This is a genomic window from Mycobacterium sp. MUNTM1, from assembly GCF_054660795.1.
The window spans coordinates 21434-42002 of record NZ_BAAGDE010000058.1 but is presented as its reverse complement, the minus strand read 5'-3'; the positions used below and the strand labels follow the sequence as shown (position 1 = coordinate 42002).

The following is a 20569-nucleotide window of genomic DNA, read 5'->3' as shown; positions in this document are numbered from 1 at the left end:
GGGGGGGGGGGGGGGGGGGGGGGGGGGGGGGGGGGGGGGGGGGGGGGGGGGGGGGGGGGGGGGGGGGGGGGGGGCCCCCGGGGGGGGGGGGGGGGGGGGGGGGGGGGGGGGGGGGGGGGGGGGGGGGGCCCCCCCCCCCCCCCCCCCCGCCGCGGGGTGCACCACCATCATCAAAGGACACGGTGCCTCGATGCTCTACGACCCTTTCCACGTCGGGGGCCTGCTGGCGGTCGACGGCCCAAGCGGACCTCGCAGCGACGCACCCCAACCCACCGGCACAGTGGAAAACACCGACCATGGTGAGGACGACACTTTGGTGCTGTTGTCGGTCAACGACATTCAAAGTTTCTGGCGCTCCAACTACAGCAAATTTTTCAAAGGCGAATTCAAGCCCGTCGACGAACTCGTCTCCTACGACTCCGAGGATCCGGCCAGCCCTGCCGTATGCCATCACCGAACCTACAAACTGATCAACGCGTTGTTCTCGCCGCGCTGCAACCTGATCGCCTGGGACCGCGGGGTGCTTATCCCCACCGGCAAAACATATTTCGGATCGATGCCGGTCACAGGCATCTTCGCTCACGAGTATGGTCACGCCATTCAGGACATGGCCAACATCGCCCCCCGCGGCACCTCGACGATCGTGCTAGAACAGCAGGCGGACTGCTTTGGCGGTGTCTACATGCGCTGGGTTGCCGAAGGCAAGTCGACGCGCTTCACCCTCAGTACCGGTGACGGGCTCGACCATGTACTGGCCGGCCTGATCACCCTGCGTGACCCGATCCTTACCCCCGACGATCGGGAGCTGATCGAAGAAGGCCACGGCACCGCGCTCGACCGTGTCAGTGCTTTCCAGATGGGTTTTGTCTCAGGCGCCTCGGCGTGTGCCGCGATCGACGACAACGAGGTCAAGCAGCGTCGCGGGGATTTGCCGATCGCGTTGACCTACGACCAATCCGGTCGCTTAGAGACCGGGGAAGTGCCGATCACCGAGCAAACCCTGTCGTCGCTGATGGACACCCTTGGGGCGATCTTCGCCCTGAAAAGCCCCCCGCAGCTGTCCTATACCGCCGCCGGCTGCGCTGACGCCCAAGCCAGCCCGCCCGCCTCATACTGCCCGGCCACCAACACCATCGCTGTCGATCTCGCCCAGCTCCAAAAGATGGGTGCGCCCGGTAATGAGCAGTCCGGTCATGTGCTGATCCAGGGTGATGACACCGCGATGTCGGTGGTGATGTCGCGGTATGTCCTTGCGGTGCAACACGAACGCGGCCTCAAGCTCGATTCACCGGTGAGCGCATTGCGGACCGCCTGCCTTACCGGCCTGGCGCACCGCAAAATGGCTGGCACGGTGTCGGTGCCGTCGGGCAATGCGCTGACCCTGACTGCCGGGGACCTCGACAAAGCTGTTGCCGGGCTGTTGACCAACCACCTGGTGGCCAGCGACGTCAACGGGCAGACCGTGCCGGCGGGGTTTACCCGGATCACCGCATTTCGCTCCGGGGTCGTCAACAGCAACGACGACCTGTGCTACCAACGTTTCACCGACGCCTGAACAGAGCCGCACGCAGGTGCTGGATCAATGCGGGCCCGGTGAGCGAGCAGCGACACGGTGCGACGACAGCCGCTCGCCGACGAGGCATTGGATCCGCAATCCCACTGAGGATTTCACCGTATTGAGGCAGGGTTAGAGCAATGAGCACCGATTGGGGGCCCGGGCAGGGCGATGAGCCGACGATGAACCTCCCGCAGCGCCCACCAGCGCCGCCACCGACGCCGGGGGGAGGATCCTTCCCGCAACCCGGCCCGGCCTGGCAGCCGCCTCAAGCCCCACCACACTGGCAGGGGCCACCGAGTGGGCCGCCGTATCCCTACCCAGTGGGCGGTCCGGGCATGCCGCCCATCGGATACCCGCCGCCGCGGCGGCGCCGGCGTTGGCCCTGGTGGGTTGCCGGTGCGATCACCGCCGTGATCACGGTAGTGGTGATCACGCTGGTGGTGGTGGGCGGCAACGATTCGACGACGACGTCGAACTCGGCGGCGCCGTCATCGACGCGGGCACCTGCCTCGAGCTCGAGTAGGCCGGCGCCGCCGACACCGTCACCGAGCGCTTCGCCGGCGGCGCCGGCGCTAGACATCGCAGCGCTGCCGAGCCTGCTGGCATCTGCCGACCAGGTCGGCAATGTACTCCACGACGTGCAGATGCGACCGCGTGAGGTGGCGACGTCGCTTGCCTCAGACGTGTCGATAGACCCGGCCAAGTGCGCCAGCGCCGTGGCCCCGGCGTTGGCAAGCACCTACACCGGGTCGGGGTATACCGGCGTCGCGGTCCAAGGACTGATGGAGGCCAGTCCGGGACGCCACAAGGTGATTCAGGCGGTGGCGGCGTTCTCCGATGAGGCTGCCGCGCAACAGTTTTACACCCAACAGCTCTCGGCGTGGCGAGGGTGCCGACTGACCGGCGTCACCGTTTCCTTCACCAACGGCCAACCCGATGACCACGCCACGATCACGATCATCAGCGAGACCGACGGCATCGCCAGCACGGTGTTGCTGCCCGCCGGGGCGAGCGAACACCAAGGCAGTGAGTGCGAGCGCGCGATGGGTGTGCGGCGCAACGTCGTGGTGGATGTGCGCGCGTGCGGGCAAAACACCATCACCACGGGCGCATCACTTGCTCGCGTGATCAATGACAACATCACCCGCCACTCATAACCGGCCAGAACTGCGCCCCTGCGGCGGCGGGAGTTTCACGGGGAAGTCAGCGCATGCTACGAAACCCTCTGCAGCACAGCGGCAGTGGGAATGATGACACGGGTGATGGCTCGGGGTGCAGACCCGCAGGGCACGATGAAGGTCTGGGGATGAGTGCACGGGAGTTTCGCGACGATGATGCGGGCTATCAAGCCTGGCTGACTGACCACCCGGATGGCTTCGTGATCAACATTGCGCGCAGCCACACTGCCACCGGCGCCCGTGTGCACCGTGCCAGGTGCCGAACGATCAACGGGACGAACCCACGCGCCGGCAGCTGGACCGGACCGTACGTGAAGGTCTGTGCGCAGCATTCGGCCGAACTCGAGCGGTGGGCGATCAAAGAGCTGGGGGAGCCGCTTGCGGTGTGCGCGATCTGCCACTCGGGCCCGCGAAACCTGGAATCCACCACGACAGGGCGGAGCCGGCGAACAGGCCCACGCCGTGAGTATGAGGGTCGCAGCGTGGTCCACGGGCCATTGCCGGGGCGTGCGGTCGTCGAGGCCTGGGCAGATGCCTACATCCAGTCTGGGGACCGGCGTGTCCGCCAGAAGAACCTAAGCAGCGAGATTCAGGCTCGCTGCAGGCAGCTCAAACCCTCGGATGGCCAGGTGCTGCACGCCACGTTTTTCGGAGCAAAGCCCGACGGTGCTGACGTGGAAAACCTGTTGCTCTACAACATTGGCTCGTTTGCGATCGCTGGGTGTAACGGGATTCGCTTCGAGCACGGTGCTGTCGTGCCAGCCCCTCCGGATGGTGGCGAGTATCCGTTCTGCTACCGCTATGCGCTGGCACCGCGGTCGGCCTCCTTCACCGACTGGCGGCAGGGCCGACTGCTGGCGTCGTTCGACTGGACGGACCTGGGCGCGTTCTCTGGCGAGAAGAAGCTGGAACAAGTGTGGCTAGCGCTCGCGCGCGGGCCGGTGAAGGTATTCGAGCCAGAATGCACGCCCCATACACCTTTTGGTGTCAGAGTCCGGGTCCGGCCGCCGCGCGGGGGTCGACCACCGGTGTGGGGTGCTGGTTTGGTAAAAGGCATTTTCGATGGCGTCATCTCGGTGTTCGCCACCCATGCAGACGCGACCGTGCTTGCTGAAGTTGTGGCGCGGCTTGCGACAATGCTGGCGGCCGATGCCGCCGAAATCGAGGCGCACCTGCTTGATCAACGACGCGGCGTGCTCGGCGCTGTGCCGCGGCTTGTCAAGCCTTTCGGTGCCGGGGGTGTCCAGTGGAGCCCTGGAGACGATTGGTGTGTGGCCGGTGAGCTGCTGGCCGTTGAACCCATCGGCTCGCGGTGGGAAATCAGCGGAGAACTCGTCGAGCTCTCCCGCTGACACCGCGCGGATGGCAGCCCGCCAGGATGGGCAATGGATCCCGGTGGGACGATCTGATCCCATCTGCAATCGCACGAAACTCGCGGCGCTTCGGGACGGAGAATTCCTGTCCTCCCGAGGAGGTTTAGAAGGCAAGGGCGTAGCAGAACAAGAGCAGCAGTAGCAGCGGGATCAGGGACACCAGGGTCAGCACGGCGACCACCTGGAGAAATGGGTGCGGGCGTACGGCCACGGCGCTCGCGGCCAGGCCAGTCGCGACGACGATCAACCCGGTCGAAGTGAGGACCCCGATTCGTGCGGAATGCACGATCGTCGCGGAATTGTCGGGGAAATAGCCCTCTTCGAGTTTGACCCCGAACACCGGGCTGCTCAACTCGTTGAACAACAGCAGGATCACCAGCGCCAGCACCACCATCGCCAGCAGCGCTAGGCACGCCCCTAACAGGTTGCGGTTAGGCGGCTTTGGCGCCTGGCCGCAGTGGATTCGTGCCGGCTGGCCCATGTCGTCCAAGCGCATGGTCAGATTTTTGTTCCCTTCGGGGCGCTGACCTCGTAGCCACCCGCGTCGTCGGTGAAGGTGACCGTGAACTGGTGTTTGATGTGGTCAATGGTGGCCTGGCAGGTGAAGGTGGCTCCCTTGAGAATGGTGGGGTTGTGGCCGTCGTTGCAGGTGACGTCGCTGACGTTCTTGGCGGCGTAACCGTTCGGATCGGACAAGACGTGCGTGACGCCGGCTGCGACAGCGCGGACGTCGAGTTGTTTGGTGACGAGAAAACCGGGTGCTACGAATCCCGCGAAGAGCACCGCCGCGGTGATCGCGGTGAGCGCGCCGCCCAGGTAGAGCGGAAGGTGTTTGCCGCGCAGGCCAACTCGGGGACTACGGGCCGTGAAGGCGGTTGGTGCCCAGGGGTTCGCGCCTGGTGGTAGGTGAGGATGCGGGTAGGGGAAGGGGCCGGCCTGGGGCGTCATCGGGAAGGCTTGTGGGCGGGGCAGTGGCTGGATAGGCGGTTCGTAGAAGCCCTGGGGAGCGACCGGCGGCATCCCCGGCGCGTACGGGTGGCGCGGTGGCGCCAGGGGCGGCTGCTGTGGGTGTTGCATCGGCGACCTTTCTCTGTGCGTGGCCGAGGGCCGCAATGGCATCGTGCCCGAACAGTAACCCAAGCAGTCCCCATAGCGCAATGGTTTAGAAACCACAGCACGCTTGTGGGGCCGTCCCGCTTGCGAGTCATGGGCCCGGTGAAGCAACCGCGTCAGCAGCTCACTCTAGGGTGTCTACCTGGATTAATGTGGTGAGTCGCCCATCGGTACGCACGACGCGAGAATCGCAGAACGCCGCAGGCCCTCGACAGCGGCGCTGTGCTTTCTAGCCCACCTTTACGGTTCGGATGAGGTAGCATTTAGCCGAGCGCTTTGTTTAACAGCAGAGCATCAGTGCCTCAACCGGGAAAGGGAGCGACGATTGATTGCCAGCCCAGTGACGACGCCCGCGCTAATTGTGCGGGTCGGTCGCGCGACGCACACTCTTCACGCCGCCGCGGGCGCGGTATTCATCGGCAGAGATCCTGAGGCGGCGGTCGACATCGATGATGAGCGGGTTTCACGGCGCCATGTTGTCCTCGAACCCCACCCCGATGGTTGGTACGCCGTCGATGTCAGCACCAACGGAATGTTCGTCGACGGAGAACGCCGCACCCCGGTACCCATTACCGCTACCACGACCCTGCACCTCGGGACCCCAGATGGGGTGGCCGTGACCCTTACCACCGACGTGACTCAGGATGAGTCGACCCAGGCACTGGGGTCAGCTCAGACCGAGCATCCGTCGCGAGCCGAGAAAATCGCCGCGGCGGGGCGTCTGCGGGCTGGCCAAGCGGTCCGTGCGCGTCGTGAGCAGTTGGGGATCTCCCAGCGGGGCCTGGACAACGACGGGATCTATAACCAGTCCGCTCTCATCAATTTCGAGCTGGGTCGCAGCTGGCCGCATCCCAGCACGCTGGCAAAACTGGAAAAGAAATTGGACTTGCCCGCCGGGTACATCGAGGCGCAGCGACGCGAGGGCGAGCTAGCAGCAGCGGCCGTCCCTGAGGCTGGTAGCGACGAGGCGACCGAGGTGTTGACCGACTCCATTCACGCGCCGACTATTTCGCGCACGGTCGAGCTCGCTCTGCAAGCCGTCAGCGTGACCATCGCGGACTTGCCTGAACCGAACGCCCCGGACTTCACCGCCAAAGCCACTGCGATCCTGGCTGATCTGCGCAGGCTCGAGGGCCTGGCGTTGACTGCTGCGCGCCAGCCCACTGGGGGCGCTGCGGCCATGAAGGCGTTGAGCCGTGTGCGGCGCACCTACAACGATGTGATGATGCGCGCCGCCGCCTCGCCGTCGGCGACGTTGGGGCAGCGGCTTTACGGGGCCCGCCACCGGGCGGAGCTGAGCCTGGAAGAGGCGGCCATAGGCTCCGGGCTGCCCGCCTCAGCCCTTGAAGACGCCGAAGCCGAACGTCCCGTAACGCCCGATGTCGCCGACGCAATCGAGCTCCTGATCGCCGACCTGTTAGACAAATAACCGATCACGATGTGAGCGAACGATGCTGTCGGGGCGCCGCGCGCGTCTTGGCTGTCGTCAGAAGACGTGACTGTGGGGAGCCGCGATCACGAAGCCATGGGTTTGTGGACCGCTGTTGTCGGCACCGATGGCCTTCGGCGCGTTGAGCCTGCACACCAGATCCGCCGATCGCGGCACCCCGCAGACCAGCGATTGGGTGTTCGAGAACGCCCAGAACACGATTTTGTGCCCCGCTGGCAGCAGGACCGGCGCCTGGCCCGTGGTGTCGCCGAAGAATCGTTCGGGCGGGGTGGGCAGAAACCGCGCCGGCCCGTTGGCCTGGGCGTAGACCGTGGGCAGTGTCACCACCCGGGTCCCCGCCGGCGCCCCGGGCAGATCACCCGCGCACGTCACGTCATGCATCACCTTGACCACGGTCTTTTTGCACAGCAGGCCACTAGGGGTGGTGAACAGCAGATCAGGTAGTGCCGTGAGGTCGCGGGTCTGTTTGGGCAGTGGCCCGCTGTCGTCGATCAGTGCATCAATGTCATCGGGCGCTGCGGTCGCATGCAGGGGCAGACCGACCAACGCCGGCCAGGCAAGCGCCAGCGCGATCAATATGAGCGATCGTTTCGCAGCAACATCCTTGAGCCGGGTTCTCGGCGCGTGAAAGATGTTGGCGTTCTTCATTTTTTATTGGGTGATTTCGGCCAGCGAGACCCACAGGTATGGGCCTGCCGGGTTGATGACGATCCCGCTGTGGCCTTGCGCGCGAGCCATGTTCACCACTTGTTCGACCGTGAGGGGCCCGGCCGCATCAGCGGGGCTCCAAGCTAGAACTTCTGGGCCGCTGGTGAAGCCGAAGATGCTGGAGCTGCCGTCGGGATGTGTGGTGTTGCGAACGGCGATGTGCCCGTTGCCTTGGGAATCGTCGGCGGCGATTGCCAACGGTCCGTTCTGGCGCACCACGTCGACGACGGTGTGCCTGTCGATCTTGCCGGCAGCGTGATCGGCCAGCGCCCGTTTGAGCGGCTCGTTATTCGGATTGCGCAAGGCGAAATCGATTTCGGCGGCCGACAATGCACAGGTGGGGCCGGCGGGGTCGATATAGAGCCAGTCGTTGCCTTGGCTTTGGGCCAGCTCCAGGGCCCCGGTAGCCGACTGCACCAATGACTGCGTGCGCGTACCCGGCGGGTGCAGGCGGGCGATCTCCTCATGACGGGTATAAGCGAACAGCGCCGACCCTTTGCCGTGGGGGCCTGTGCCGCCGCGGATTTGGAGGCGAGACCCGGCCGCGAACGGTGTTTGGCCGGTAAATGCATCGGATCCGGTGATGTCGAAAAGCACCTCACCGACCATGCACAAACGGAGTACCTCGAGCGCCCCGCGCTGGTTGGGTTGTGCGGCGAAGGCGGCGACGGCTTGTCGCAGCGCCACATTGTCGACCAGGGTGGCGCGGTTTCCGTTGTCCTCGGTTGGCATTGCCATACGGATTCCCCTGACTGCACAGATAGCGTGATTCAACGATGGCCTGGTTCTTAACGCGTCGTGCGCTGCAGCCTGAACGCGGCGCGCGGTGTCTCGTTGGCGGTTTAGTGGATTTGGTTGCCAAGTTTGGTGACCAGCGCGGTGTTGAGGTAGGTGGTGGCTGCTGGTGTAGGTTCTCATCCAACATGGCGGAATTCTCATCTTCGTGACGTCAAGTTGGCGGATCCGCCACGAAGATGAGAATCTGTTTAGTGGGCCTAGGTCTCAGCCGTCGCTTCGACGGTACCCGCTAGGCCCTCTCTCCCCACCATCGAAGTGTCTTGTGCACCAATACTATTGTGGTTCTCGATTGGGTTAGCGTCACATCTCACGACGCAAAAAGCGTGGATATCGACGTTTATCCATGCGTGACCGCCCATCGCAAGTTCTGTGACGAACTCGTTCGCGGAATTAAAGCGTCAAATTCAGTTGCTGCAGTGGTAGTTTAGCGTGCACGGGCATAACGAATGCCGGGGTATGAAGCTAGTGGCGAGTTCCCTACTCGCTTGATTATCGGCGGCGCTGCGGACGGCACACACTCAGCTGGGTCGTCCGGCGAGGCGTCCGAGCCATCGTTGGCCGCAACAGGACCGACACCGTCAGCATCCCGGTAGCCCGCTGAGAACGTGATCCGTGGCGATCTCCAGGGCTCGCTCAGCCAGGTCGAGCACTCGGAAGCGCAGTGACAGTTTCCGGTGTTTGCGTTGAGCGATTGCGCGACGCCATTCGTCTTGGACTTCGGTGAGATCGGGTCGGTGGTCTGCCATCGCAATTTCGGATTCGTAGCTGCAATAGTTCCCAGTCGTTGCAGTGGAGTGCTCGAGCTGATGCGGTGCGAGAAGGTAGCGCAGCGGTGCGGGGACGCCGCGGCCGCCGGGGTGGGCCACGAGGCTGACGAACTGGGCGAGCAGGGCGGCGCTGACGCTGGCTGAGAGAGCGGCGACATTCTGAGCCGCTGGCGCCTGTCCGCCGGTGCGGGCGATGTAGGTCGGATCATCAAGCAGGCGCTGCTTGTCGAGACTGAGCTCGCCAAGGTCGAGTTGGCCAAGACAGACCATGCACGGGTGTCCGGGGACGAGGGTGTGGGCGCGCCAAATTCCACTGCGCAGCCGTCCGTCGGCGAAGGTATCGAGGGCGATGCCGCCGTCGATGACGGGGATGAGGTCGGCGTAGGCCGTCAGGTTCAACACCGCGCGCGGCCAGGGTCGGTCGACGCAGGAAAAGATCACGTCGTAGTCCAGCGCGACCTGCAGCCCGGTGGGGTCGCTGACACTTGTCTCGTGCACGACCGGTTTGAAGTGACCCGCGGTGGCAGCCGAGACCATGAGCCGTTTAGCGACGGCGACCTTCGTGCGGCCGATGGCGGCGTCGAGCCGCGTCGCGCCGATCATGCGATCCAGATTCACCGGCTCGACGGCATCGAAGTCCATTACTCCAACTTCGAGTAACCCAGTCGCGGCGAGGCGCTGCGCGACGTCGAGGCCGACACTGCCGACACCGACGACAAGGACACGCAACCGGGCGATCGAGGCTTGTGACTGCTCTCCCCACGCCGACACGGTGCGCTGTTGGGATCGAGTCGGCCGTGGCACTGGACGCAGGGCGTCGTTCCATGTTACGACCAGCTTGTCGGACACGCAGCGCACCGATTCGGCCCAGCTCGGGCGTGTGCGGTCGAACCAGAAGCGGGCCGACCAGGCGTCGTCTGCGCCGGCCAGGGTCATGCCGACTAGCGGCATCTTCGTGTAGGCGCGGGCGACACGTTCGTAATCGGCTTCGGTGTCGTGGTCGGTGCGACTGAGGCCCTGCCATCCGCGACCGTAAGGGTGGGAGTGCAGCAACGCCAGCCCTTCACCACGGGCGCGGGCCTCGGCGGCCGCGCGCAGGACATAGTCGCTGGTGAACGAGGCGTTACCGTGGATCAATCGCTCGCCGTCGCGGGGCATGATCACCGTCGTCAGCACAGCTGTCTTGCGCTGCATACCCGTGGACAGCAGGTACGTGGCGGCGAGCACGTCTTCTTGGCCGTCGTCGCGGATGAGGTGCTTGCGCATGGCGGTGTGCACCTCGTGGGTCATCGCCACCGAGTGCCGCACTAAGTCCTTCTCCTATCTGTCGGAGTCCTCCGCTGAGCGCCGGAGCATGCCTACCTAGGCTGCGGGTGCGACTGCCAGCGACAGCAGGCCTCGCACGTGACGCAGCCATGCCGTTGCCGGCGGGACCGACGTGTCGGTGAAGGCGAACTCACGTGAGTGGCGCTTCCACCCCGGTGGGCAGTCGTTGGTGTCGCTGGTGGTGGTCTCGAATACAACGGTGTTGGGCAGGTGCACCCAGTGTGGCGGCACCTGGGGCCAGTTTTGTACCTCGTTCAGACTGACGCCGGTCTGGACCATTTGTCCGGCCAACGCGCCATCGACGGCCAGGACGTCGAACATCAACCGACCGGGTTCCGCGTGCACGGGTACACCGGCGGCGACGCTCATCTCGTCGGCGAAGCGTCGTGCCGGCGAGCCGTGCGCTGGCAGCTCGGTCACTGGACGGGCCCGGCGTGCTTGGCGGTGACGAACTCGTCGCCGTCGTGGATGGTCACCATCTGCTCGCCAGAGAATTTCTCGGGTCCACCGGCAGCATTGACCAGGGCGAGGTCGTATTTCGCCGGGGCGACGCCGGCCAGCCGCAGCAGCGCATCGGCGGTCTGCTCGTCGTCCCAGGTGGTGTGCGGCTCACCGTCGATGCTGAACCGCACCTTGCGGCGGGTGCGGAAGCGTTCGCCATCATGCAGATCGACGATCTGCTTGTCGTGGATGTGCGTTTCGACGCCGTGCTTGTCGATAAGGAACAGGTCGTAGTCCTTCGGGTCGCGGCCGGCGAGACGCACCAGCGACGCGGCCTCCTGGTCACCGTCGGGGGTGGAGTACTCGACCTCGTCGATCGTGATGTGGATTGTGGCCATGGTCAGGCCCTCCTGTCCTACTCGAACTCGTGTCGACACCGGTCGTACGGCGGTGTCGCAGGTATGCTTGGTGTATCCGGTAACCGATCCTACACGAGTTTACTATTACCTTGGAGGTAACAGAATTTTTCTCGCTTGGGTGTCGGCGGACTTGCGCCGCATCTGCATGTCACGTGACGTTCTGGCCCGGTTGTGTCCCGGGTCGGTCGATGCTGTGCGGCTGCTGCTTTCGGTTGTCGGGCATGCCCCTGATCTGCGCTCGGTGGCTCGGTTGCGCAGTATGGATGTCCTGCTTACCGATCCACCGTTGGGGCGCGTCGTCGTTGAGCACAAGGAGGTTGTTATGCATGCCGCAGTCTTGACGAAGGCCGGCCGGTTGCTTCAGGGCAACGACGAGAAGTTTTGGACCGCCGCTTCGGCGGCGGCGGCGCTTCGCGTCGACGATGTCTGCACCGACGGTGCTAGCGTCCTTCGAAACGTCAGCTGATGGCGGGATCCCACCCAGATCCTGCGGTCACCTATGTCGCGGGTCGCTTCGAGCCAGATTGGGCCGTCCCACCGGGCTCATTGATCAAAGCCGAGCTAGATGCTCTCGAATATTCACAATCCGATGTGGCGGCGCGGGCTAATATCAGTACGAAACATTTTAATCAGTTGATTAATGGCCATGTGCCGTTATCTCCTGAGATCGCAGTGTCGTTAGAGCGCGTTCTCGGCATCGCCGCCGAGATAACGCTGCAGATGGACGCGACATGGCAGGCGGAGAAAGTACGACGAGCTTCGGCGAGCATGTTGGCAGGACTCAATCGGTGGTTTAGCAGATTTCCTCGCAATGTGCTTCAAGATTATGGTGTTGTTGACTTCTCAAAGGCTATGGCGGATCGTGTGGACGAACTCTTGCGCTTCTTTAGAGTCGCTGATGAAAAGTCCTTCGACCGTATATGGCTAGCTCCACAAGTTAATTATCGTCGCAGTCAGAAATTTACCGTCGACCCGTATGCCACGGCCTTGTGGCGTCGGTTATCTGAGGTCCAAGCCGAAGGCCTGCTCTCCACTTCAGACGATTACGATCCCGGCGCTTTGCGAGCCGTCGCACAACGACTACCAGCGCTAAGCCGCGTGGAAATCGGTCAAGGCTTCCGCACGGCACGAGATCTGCTATCGAGCGCAGGAGTGTTGCTGGTTTTTGTCCCAGAGATCGCAGAAACGCGAATATCGGGTGCAACGTGGTGGTTAACGCCGTCGCACCCCATTATTGCTTTGACTGGCAGATATAAGTTTGTCGATATATTCTGGTTCACGATGATTCATGAAATCGCGCATGTGCTGCTACATCCCAAACGAGTGACATTCATGCATTTCGATCGGAAAGGAACCGCAACTGACGATCACGATCAACAAGAGACGGCTGCTGACGCATTCGCTGCAGATATTTTCCTCTCCGATCGACAACGATGCGAATTAGTTCTACTCACGACAATCGCAGACGTCAAGCAATTCGCCGATAGGACGAACTTATCCATCGGTGTCGTTGCGGGCCAATATGGTCACTACACCGGCAAATGGTCCCGTTTCGGTAAACTTCGCGAATCCGTGGATCTGGCTGCGGCAATCCTCGGGAACTATCCGCAAGGTATTCGCTAGCATCGTGTCTAGATAGTGGATCTTATCCATGGCATCGTGGGCGCGTCGCTCAGCGGGTTGCTCCGGTGGGGCGGTTTCATGGTGGTGTGACAACACAGCACTCCCTGGCTAGCGCTCTGTGGCCGCATCAGCGAGATGCAGTCAGGGTAATGACGAGATATCTCGCGTCGCGTACACGACCGCCGACGGGCGCCGGACTTGTCACAATGCCGACGGGCACTGGCAAAACCGGGGTTATTGCGGGCGTCATCGAAAGCGGTAGGCAACATCGGCATTGGCTTGTCCTTGTCCCCAGACTCTCGTTGGTGCGCCAGGTTCGCCGCGCTCTTGATGAGGGATTGTGGCGCCAGCTTCGACTGACGCGACCGCAACAATTCCCTGCGACGCGCGAACTACCTGTCGCATCACGAGTCGACGAGTTGAGCGCAACTTCAACTCCAACTGTATTTATCGGCACCTTCCAAAAGGCCCTTAGCATCGACACCGAGCTGAAGGACGACTCGGCGCGCCGAGCCGAGTGCTTCGGCCGATTCAACGCGGCGCTTGTCGACGAGGGCCACTACGAACCATCACATGAGTGGTCTGGCGCGGTGCGGAGACTGGGATTGCCCACCGTCCTATTCACTGCGACCCCGTATCGCAATGACGAGCTTCACTTCGAAGTCGATCCAGCCCACCGGTTCTGGTATCACCACCATCAGGCTGTCGCGGACGGTCGATTACGAGAACCCAGATTTGTGAATCTTGCTGACGGCAGCACCGAGCAGTTCGTCGAAGAGACGATTGCGTTCGTTTCCGGCAAGCGCCTCAGCGCGGCACGGGTCATAATCCGTTGTGCCACAGCGAACGCCATCCGGGCATGTGTGAGCGCCCTTCACCGACATGGCAAGTCCGCCATCGGCATTCACGAGAGATTCGCCAACAGCGGAGACGAGTATCTTATGGACCAGGTACCGGCTCCCGAGGACAGTCAAGCGCAGTACTGGGTGCACCAGTACAAGCTTCTCGAAGGCATAGACGATCCGACGTTTCGGGTGTTGGCGTTTCACGATCCCCTGAACAATGACCGTGCGGTGGTCCAACAGATCGGCCGCGTTCTGCGCCGACCTACACCGACTCCCAAGACCGCATGGGTGCTTTCGCGGCACAGCTTCGACGTTAGCCAGATATGGAACCGGTACCTGTATTTCGATCGCCACAGCGGAGAAGCCACAGCAACGACGCCCGACTTCACGCAGTGCCTGCTGGATGCCCAGCCCGTCTCCGCCTACTACGACCAGCAGTTTCGTGCGCCCATCGACCTCGGCAGTCCCGATTTGTGGCGACAGTTCGCCTACCGACCCGCAGCGCGCATCTACCGATGGCCGCCACCACGGCACATGTCAAGTGCGGACCTCGGTGCTGCGGTTCTACACGAGTACAAGCTGTCGGGCCTCACCGTGCAAGCACCGATGTTCCCCGACCCCCAGACTGTGGTCATCGGATTTGTCGGTATCAGCAATTCAGATGTGCTGCTCAGCGGGCTATTCCTTGAGGGGGATCTCGGGTTTACCGTCATTCGATTGACTAAGAGTCGGTTGTTCGTCTTCGACACTCACAACCACATCCCCGATGTCATCGTCAGCGAATTGAGACTGACTCAGGAAACACGACCGGTGCTCTCTCTCCTTCTGGACCGCGACACTCGACTTACCAGCGTGGCGCTCGATAACACCGACATCGGAAGGCGGGCGATCCGATCCCGCACTTTGCGCGCCGCATCGATCGAAGACGTGGCGCCCGAACTCACCGACTATGCCTACGTGTGCAACGTGGCTGAAGGCTATACAACGAACTCCGTGCTGGGCAGCCGAACCCGCAGGTACCTCGGGATCAGTCGATCACGCATCCGTGACGGCCGTGGAACTCGACTCACCTTCGAGCGATACCGTGACTGGGTCGACGCCATTGACGCAGTCCTCGACGATACGAACGCGATGGCCAGCGCCACCCTAAACCGGTATGCAGATGCGATCAGCGCACCATCGGATCCGACACCTCGTCACCTACTGCTCGACGTTGATACCACTGACTTCACGCGGACCGACGCATCAGGCAGCACAGAGGCGCTTCACCTCGACGGAATCGCCACCGAGGTTATCGACGGCACGCTGACACTTCAGGTCTGCGGCGCACCGCTCCATGCCACGCTGCGATGGGACTCCACAGCCGGCCGATACCGGTTCGAATCATCTGCCCTCAAGCGTCGGGACTTCCGCGAGCCAACAGGACGCGAACTCATTACCGTCATCAATAGCGAGCAGCTGGTCCGCGTCGTGCCGCAGACGCCGGGCAGCATTTACGTACACGGACAATTCATCGCGGTTCCCGATCCGCACACGAGCGGCGCGGGGCTGCGTTTGGTGAACCTTCTCACGGGTATGACCGAGCTCGCAGACGTCACAGCCGAGAAGAGTGCGCCTGTCGGTGACGGATGGGCCAGCGATTGCGTGTTCGGCGTCATCGACAAGCTTGCTGGCGGGCAGGGCCAGCGCACCGAGATTGCCGAGATGTCAGTCTATTTCGACCGTATCGAGACTTTGTTATGTACCGACCTGGGAACCGAACCGTGCGACTTCATCGCTATGCAGCCCGACCGGATCGCGTTCATCCACGCAAAATATGGAGATGGAGCCAGGCGATCTGCCAAAGTGTTTCACGAGGTCGTGTCCCAAGCGATAAAGAACGTGGCCTATTTGCTGCCGTCAACGCAGAGCCAACCGCCGCTTGACTATTGGGACAAACCCTGGCCAGCCGCCAACAACCAACGTCCAACCTTGAATCGTCTTCGCACCGCGAACGAACGAAACCCACAGGTAATCTGGGACCCCGCTCGTGAAATTATCACCAATCCCAGTGCGCAGCGGGAGGTTTGGATCGTTCTTGGCGCTGGGATGTCGGTCAACACAGTACGCGCCGAAATTGCCAGGCCGCAGCCAGCCGACGAAATAATCCAAATCTATGCGTTGCTTCAAACTGCGTGGAGCACTGTGGCGCAATGCGGCGCGCAGCTACGCATTTTCTGCTCGCCCTAGCCGGTAAAGCGTTCGACCCTCTTGTTGACTCTCGGCCCGCTGCCGGTATCTGCGCACCCTGACATTCTGGATCCATCGTTGCCAATAGCGCCTGTGTCGCTGCCCCTGAAGACGGGGCTGGCCGTCGGGCAGTCCTCTTCGCCGATGGCTGTCCGAGCGTTGGGCTATCGACAACATGGCTTAGCGTTGGACCAGCTACATCAATTGCGCTTGCAGATACGGAAGTCTTGCAATTCCCCACAATTTTTTCGATGATTGGCGGAGGACGCCGGTCGTGGCCCCAAGTCCTACTTGGCACTGCGCGGTGTTCGGAGCAACACGGTGTCGTTCGAATGTGGTGTCGAGCTGAATACCGCGACCGTTGCCTATCGGCCCGCGGCGGGGGAAGAGCGGTCGGTATCCGCGGAGAAGGTCTCACCGGCTGCGCTGTTCCAAGCCGCTCCGTGGCGGACTTTCCGTTGGTATTTTGGGCAGCGCCATTATTCGGGAACGTACTGGTCTGCTACCGAGCGTGACCATGTCATTTACGAGTCACGTTTGGAGCTAGCGAATCTGCTGCTGGCGGATTTCGATCCTGCGGTACACCACATCGTTGCTCAGCCATTTTCGTTGTGTGCGGTGGTGGATGGGCAAGCGCGCAAGCATGTTCCAGATTATTTGTGGGGCAGCGATTCTGGGCCGGTGGTGGTCGATGTCGTTCGCGCCGAGCGGATGGCGCAGCCGAAGGTCGCGGTGTTGTGCACCTGGACCCGCCGAATCATCGAATCGCTGGGTTGGTCGTATCTCGTGGTGCACGAACCGCACCGAATCCGCTTGTCTAATGTGCGCTTCCTAGCTGGTTATCGCCGTGAGTGGCTGATCAATCAATCAATCGTGGGTGAGATACGTTGCAGAATAGGGCAATTCGCGGGCATGTCGATCGCTGATGCCGAGCAGATGGTTGAGGGTTATCCGCGGCAGCTGGTCCGCCCGGCGTTCATGCATCTGTTGTGGTGCCATGAATGTCGTGTGGATCTTGATGTGCCCCTGCGTCCGTCGACTGTGTTGGAGGTGCCGTGATGAGACCTGCCGGTGTGCGGGTCGGGGTGGGAACGCGATTCAGCTATGACGGCGAGATCGTCGAAGTTGTTGAGATGCACCTCCTAGGCGGGATACCGGAGGTTGTGACGCGAGACGTGAGGTCTCAGACGGTCCGTCGGTTCGCGCTGGATGAGGTGATGTACTCCGACAGGGCCCGTCTGCTCAGCGAAGACCTCGTCGTCGCAGCTCCTGAGGCCGGCGGTGATGTCCCAACGGTGACGTGGTCGGCAGTGCCCGAGTCAGCGCGCAGTCAAGCACGTGAGCGTGCCGCCCACGTCCGCGAAGTGTTGACCGGTTATCGATCGGGATGTGCGCTGACTGCGCTGCCGGGTGAGCCGCGCCCACGTTACAGAATCGAGCTGCCGAAACAGGATCGTATGGTGGCCAAGGCCAAAGAGCTCAGGCTGGGGCTGCGCACGGTGGAGCGCTGGGTGAGTCGGTATGAGGCCGAGGGCGAAGTCGGGTTGCTTTCGGCCAAAACTCTGCAACCCGTTGTGGGCAGCGAAACCTTCGAGTTATTCGAGCACGCTGCCCTGGACGTGATGCGTGAGCATACCGACTTGTCCAGACCGACGCGGGGTTATGTGGTTGCCCACGCGCAAGCCCGCCTCGATGCGACTTACGGGGCGGGTGTGGTGCGGCTACCATCGCCGGCGACCGCGTATCGCATCCTCGACAAGCTCGATCGGCTCTACCCGCTTTTCTCCAACAGCACCAAGCGCAACCGCGACATTGCGGCCCGTCCAGTGTTGCCCTACGGCAAGATGCATCCCACTCGGCCTGGCGAGTACTTGCTCATGGACACCACTCATTTGGATGTGTTCGCGATGGATCCACACACCTTGCGCTGGGTCGGTGTGGATCTCACCGTGGCGATGGATTGGTATTCTCGCTGCATCGTCGGTTTACGGCTGACCCCGTGCTCCACCAAGGCGATCGACGCCGCAACCGTGCTGTATCAGTGCTTTCGACCCCCGCCGGCCGGGCTCGACTGGCCCGCCGAGGCGGTGTGGCCGCCGCACGGAGTGCCGCGCTCGGTCTTGATCGAACTCGAGGTCGTGGATCCTAAATGTGTGTTCGCCGCGACACCGGCGGTCGTTCCGGAAACCCTGGTCGTCGATCACGGGAAGATCTATGTCGGCGAGCAGCTGACCAGTGCGTGTCGGCAACTGGGGATTTCGATTCAACCGGCGCGGGTTCGCGTGGGCTACGACAAGGGCCCGGTGGAACGATTCTTCCGAACGATTCGCCAGGGTTTTCTTCAGGAGTTACCGGGTTATAAAGGGCCAGACGTGTATTCGCGCGGTCTAGCGCCGGAGCGGGATGCGTTCTTTTTCATCGACGAACTCGAAGCGCTGCTGCGAGAGTGGGTAGCCGCGGTCTATCACCGACGACCCCATGAGGGGATCGGTGAGCCCGGCTTATGGGCATTGGGAATGTCGCCGACACAGATGTTTGAGCATGGCCTGGCGCGTGCCGGGTATCTCGAAGCTCCTCGCGACCCATGTCTCGCTTACCAATTCCTGCCGGTGGTGTGGCGCACGATCCAACACTATGGCTTTGAAATCGACCACCGCGAGTACCGCGGTGCGGGGCTCATCGGGTATCAGGCGCGGGAGAAGAGTCCGTTCAAACAACGCAAGGGGCTGTGGCCTGTCCACGTCGATCCCGACGATGTGCGACAGGTGTACTTCTTCGATCTGAAGAACACCTGCCAGTGGCACGCGTTGCGCTGGACCGAAGCAGACGCGTGCGACGGCCCGCTGAACGAAGATGGCTTGAAGTTCGCCCGCGGGGTAGCCAAGGCTAAGTACCGCTATTTTGACGACAAGCTAGCGCTGGCCGAACTTTTGGAGCGGCGCAAACTCAGCCAAGGCCACACCATGGCCGAACGCCGCGCCGCCCTGCGCATGTCGCGCCAGCAGTCCACGCTGGGCCTCGATGTGCACGCGGCGGTCAACGTTTCCGAATTGCCAACCGCGATCCGAGTTCGCAATACGCCCGAATCGCCGGACGCCCGCGATGCAACAGCATTCGTCGACGATCTCGACGAGGACTTGACGGTCGATGACGGCCACTTCTACGACGAGGTCCTGGAGGACGTATGAGCACCGCTACCGCCACGCGTCCCTCTAAGACTCCCAAACTCGACAATCTCACGCTGTCCCGTAAAGAAGGGTGGCGCGAATTCGTTCACGCGCCGAAGCGCGACAGGCCAGAAGCATTGTCACGAGCCCAGATTCGGCGGCTGAGTGAGACGGCAGCCGATATTTACAATCAGCAGCGCGCCGACTGGCACAACAATATCGGGCCACTAAAAACGCCGCAGTTAGCGGCGTTGCACGAAGACCTCTGGGTCATCATGGATAGCAGCACGCAGGACGGCAATCACGCCAAAGGTGCCGTTGCGCTCGACGGGTACCCCGGTCTGGGTAAGACAGTGGCGATGGAGGCCTTCGGCAAGGACTTTCACGAGCGAGAAGTACGACGCCACGGAGACTTCACCAGTGCCGGTGACGAACGCTGGCCGGTATGCCGTATCGGGATGCGCGGTAACACCAGCATGAAGGACTTCAACGCCGCCTTATGCGACTTCTACGCCCACCCGGGCAGCCGCCGCGGCACCGCGGAAGAACTGGGCAAGCGAGCACTAGATTGCGTGTTAAGTTGCGAGACAAAACTTCTCATCATCGATGACCTTCATTTCCTGCACTGGCAGCGAAGCGGGGGAGTGGAGATCAGCAACCACTTCAAGTACATCGCGAACGAGTTCCCAGTGACGTTGCTGTCGATCGGCATCGGGTTAGGGGACCGCGGTCTGCTGATGGAAGACCTCTGCTGCAATATCGACGGCGCCGGCTACCAGGACATCGTGTTAGAACAGACAACACGTCGTACCACCATGCTTGAGATGCTTCCCTACCGAGTCGACACCGAGCGCGGACGCCGACAGTGGCGCACGCTGTTGAAGACCATCGAGGAACGTCTGGTTCTGGGGTCTAGACGCCCCGGCATGCTCGTGGAACTGTCGGATTATCTGTTTATCCGAAGCACCGGACATATCGGGTCGCTGATGGAGTTGATCCGGCGCGGATGCGTCAAAGCGATCCGTACCGGCGCAGAAGCGTTGAATCAGAGGGTGCTTGATTCGATCAAGGTCGATAGTGCTGCTGAGAAAGCCCGCCGCGAACTCGACGTTGCGTTCCGTACTCGCCGGTTGTCGACGCGGCTCGCACTGCGATGATGCGAACCTTGCCGTTGAGGGTCTTGCCGGTTGCCGGCGAGGGACTTGATTCTTGGCTGGAAGCTATTGCGGTACGCCATGGCGTCACCCTGGCCGAGGTCCTTCATGCAGTGGGCATCGCAGATACCTACACGTTCTATCCGTGGTGGGTTGTCGACCTCGCCGACCGTGAGCGCGCGAATATATCCAATGCGACCGGCATCGACGGATCCGCTATAACGACAATGACGCTCAAGCACTATGACGGGACCGCATTAGCAATCGATTACGCCAGGCGCCGCTTCAATCATGGGTTTCCTTTCGGCTGCCGCGCGTGGTCGCGCTATTGCCCGCGATGTCTCGCCGAAACCGATGGACGATGGCAGCTGCATTGGAGATTGGGGTGGACGTTCGCCTGCACCAGGCATCAGTGCCTGT

Annotated in this window: 18 protein-coding genes and 1 pseudogene; 11 read left to right on the top strand and 8 right to left on the bottom strand. The window is 62.4% G+C overall.

The window, feature by feature from the left end; all coding sequences use genetic code 11:
• Positions 1-190 precede the first annotated feature (190 nt).
• Positions 191-1555, top strand: coding sequence for a neutral zinc metallopeptidase (locus ACYQ8K_RS25145; RefSeq protein ID WP_459973312.1), 1365 nt, complete (start codon positions 191-193; stop codon positions 1553-1555).
• A gap of 316 nt (positions 1556-1871) precedes the next feature.
• On the opposite strand, the gene ACYQ8K_RS25140 is transcribed toward ACYQ8K_RS25145, so the two are convergent.
• Entirely contained in the window at positions 1872-2138 is a 267-nt protein-coding gene (locus ACYQ8K_RS25140) for a hypothetical protein (protein ID WP_036473540.1), read from the bottom strand.
• Between ACYQ8K_RS25140 and ACYQ8K_RS25135 the strand changes: the two genes are divergently transcribed.
• The gene (locus ACYQ8K_RS25135; RefSeq protein ID WP_255359027.1) at positions 2137-2715 is read left to right on the top strand and encodes a sensor domain-containing protein; all 579 of its coding nucleotides are present in this window, start codon (positions 2137-2139) and stop codon (positions 2713-2715) included. The genes ACYQ8K_RS25140 and ACYQ8K_RS25135 overlap by 2 nt on opposite strands.
• 149 nt (positions 2716-2864) lie before the next feature.
• Positions 2865-4088, top strand: a complete 1224-nt coding sequence (locus ACYQ8K_RS25130; RefSeq protein ID WP_051641686.1) for a hypothetical protein — start codon at positions 2865-2867, stop codon at positions 4086-4088.
• Between the two features lie 124 nt (positions 4089-4212).
• Here the strand turns inward: ACYQ8K_RS25130 and ACYQ8K_RS25125 are convergent, their stop codons facing one another.
• Positions 4213-4605 carry a hypothetical protein gene (locus ACYQ8K_RS25125; protein WP_036473545.1) on the bottom strand — a complete coding sequence of 131 codons (393 nt, stop codon included), beginning with the start codon at positions 4603-4605 and terminating at the stop codon, positions 4213-4215.
• Between the two features lie 2 nt (positions 4606-4607).
• On the bottom strand, positions 4608-5186 hold the full coding sequence (locus tag ACYQ8K_RS25120; protein WP_231122300.1) for a DUF4333 domain-containing protein: 579 nt from the start codon (positions 5184-5186) through the stop codon (positions 4608-4610).
• 376 nt (positions 5187-5562) lie between these two features.
• Here ACYQ8K_RS25120 and ACYQ8K_RS25115 point away from each other — a divergent pair, with 376 nt between their 5' ends.
• Positions 5563-6651 carry an FHA domain-containing protein gene (locus ACYQ8K_RS25115; RefSeq protein WP_051641688.1) on the top strand — a complete coding sequence of 363 codons (1089 nt, stop codon included), beginning with the start codon at positions 5563-5565 and terminating at the stop codon, positions 6649-6651.
• Between the two features lie 57 nt (positions 6652-6708).
• On the opposite strand, the gene ACYQ8K_RS25110 is transcribed toward ACYQ8K_RS25115, so the two are convergent.
• The 5 genes from ACYQ8K_RS25110 to ACYQ8K_RS25090 form a co-directional block, all read right to left on the bottom strand.
• Positions 6709-7320, bottom strand: a complete 612-nt coding sequence (locus ACYQ8K_RS25110; RefSeq protein WP_231122301.1) for a hypothetical protein — start codon at positions 7318-7320, stop codon at positions 6709-6711.
• A gap of 3 nt (positions 7321-7323) precedes the next feature.
• A complete protein-coding gene (locus ACYQ8K_RS25105; protein WP_232232243.1) occupies positions 7324-8118 on the bottom strand; it encodes an SseB family protein in 795 nt (264 codons plus the stop codon).
• A gap of 638 nt (positions 8119-8756) precedes the next feature.
• Positions 8757-10253, bottom strand: a complete 1497-nt coding sequence (locus ACYQ8K_RS25100) for a ThiF family adenylyltransferase (RefSeq protein ID WP_459973309.1) — start codon at positions 10251-10253, stop codon at positions 8757-8759.
• Between the two features lie 54 nt (positions 10254-10307).
• Positions 10308-10691: a hypothetical protein gene (locus ACYQ8K_RS25095; protein ID WP_459973308.1), complete on the bottom strand. Its 384-nt coding sequence runs from the start codon at positions 10689-10691 to the stop codon at positions 10308-10310.
• Complete coding sequence (locus ACYQ8K_RS25090; RefSeq protein WP_459973307.1) at positions 10688-11110, bottom strand: hypothetical protein; 423 nt, start codon at positions 11108-11110, stop codon at positions 10688-10690. The genes ACYQ8K_RS25095 and ACYQ8K_RS25090 overlap by 4 nt, the downstream gene beginning before the upstream one ends.
• 70 nt (positions 11111-11180) lie before the next feature.
• Between ACYQ8K_RS25090 and ACYQ8K_RS25085 the strand changes: the two genes are divergently transcribed.
• The 7 genes and pseudogenes from ACYQ8K_RS25085 to ACYQ8K_RS25055 form a co-directional block, all read left to right on the top strand.
• Entirely contained in the window at positions 11181-11597 is a 417-nt protein-coding gene (locus tag ACYQ8K_RS25085) for a hypothetical protein (protein WP_459973305.1), read from the top strand.
• Positions 11597-12754, top strand: coding sequence for a helix-turn-helix transcriptional regulator (locus ACYQ8K_RS25080; protein WP_459973304.1), 1158 nt, complete (start codon positions 11597-11599; stop codon positions 12752-12754). Before ACYQ8K_RS25085 ends, ACYQ8K_RS25080 begins: the two co-directional genes overlap by 1 nt.
• A 65-nt stretch (positions 12755-12819) precedes the next feature.
• On the top strand, positions 12820-15828 hold the full coding sequence (locus ACYQ8K_RS25075; protein ID WP_459973302.1) for a DEAD/DEAH box helicase: 3009 nt from the start codon (positions 12820-12822) through the stop codon (positions 15826-15828).
• A gap of 255 nt (positions 15829-16083) precedes the next feature.
• Positions 16084-16887 carry a TnsA-like heteromeric transposase endonuclease subunit gene (locus ACYQ8K_RS25070; protein WP_459973300.1) on the top strand — a complete coding sequence of 268 codons (804 nt, stop codon included), beginning with the start codon at positions 16084-16086 and terminating at the stop codon, positions 16885-16887.
• On the top strand, positions 16887-19016 hold the full coding sequence (locus ACYQ8K_RS25065) for a transposase (protein WP_459973298.1): 2130 nt from the start codon (positions 16887-16889) through the stop codon (positions 19014-19016). Before ACYQ8K_RS25070 ends, ACYQ8K_RS25065 begins: the two co-directional genes overlap by 1 nt.
• A complete protein-coding gene (locus ACYQ8K_RS25060; protein ID WP_459973297.1) occupies positions 19013-20152 on the top strand; it encodes an AAA family ATPase in 1140 nt (379 codons plus the stop codon). Before ACYQ8K_RS25065 ends, ACYQ8K_RS25060 begins: the two co-directional genes overlap by 4 nt.
• Positions 20149-20559, top strand: a pseudogene (locus ACYQ8K_RS25055) (TniQ family protein); the annotation flags it as partial. The gene ACYQ8K_RS25060 and the pseudogene ACYQ8K_RS25055, both read left to right, overlap by 4 nt.
• Positions 20560-20569 lie beyond the last annotated feature (10 nt).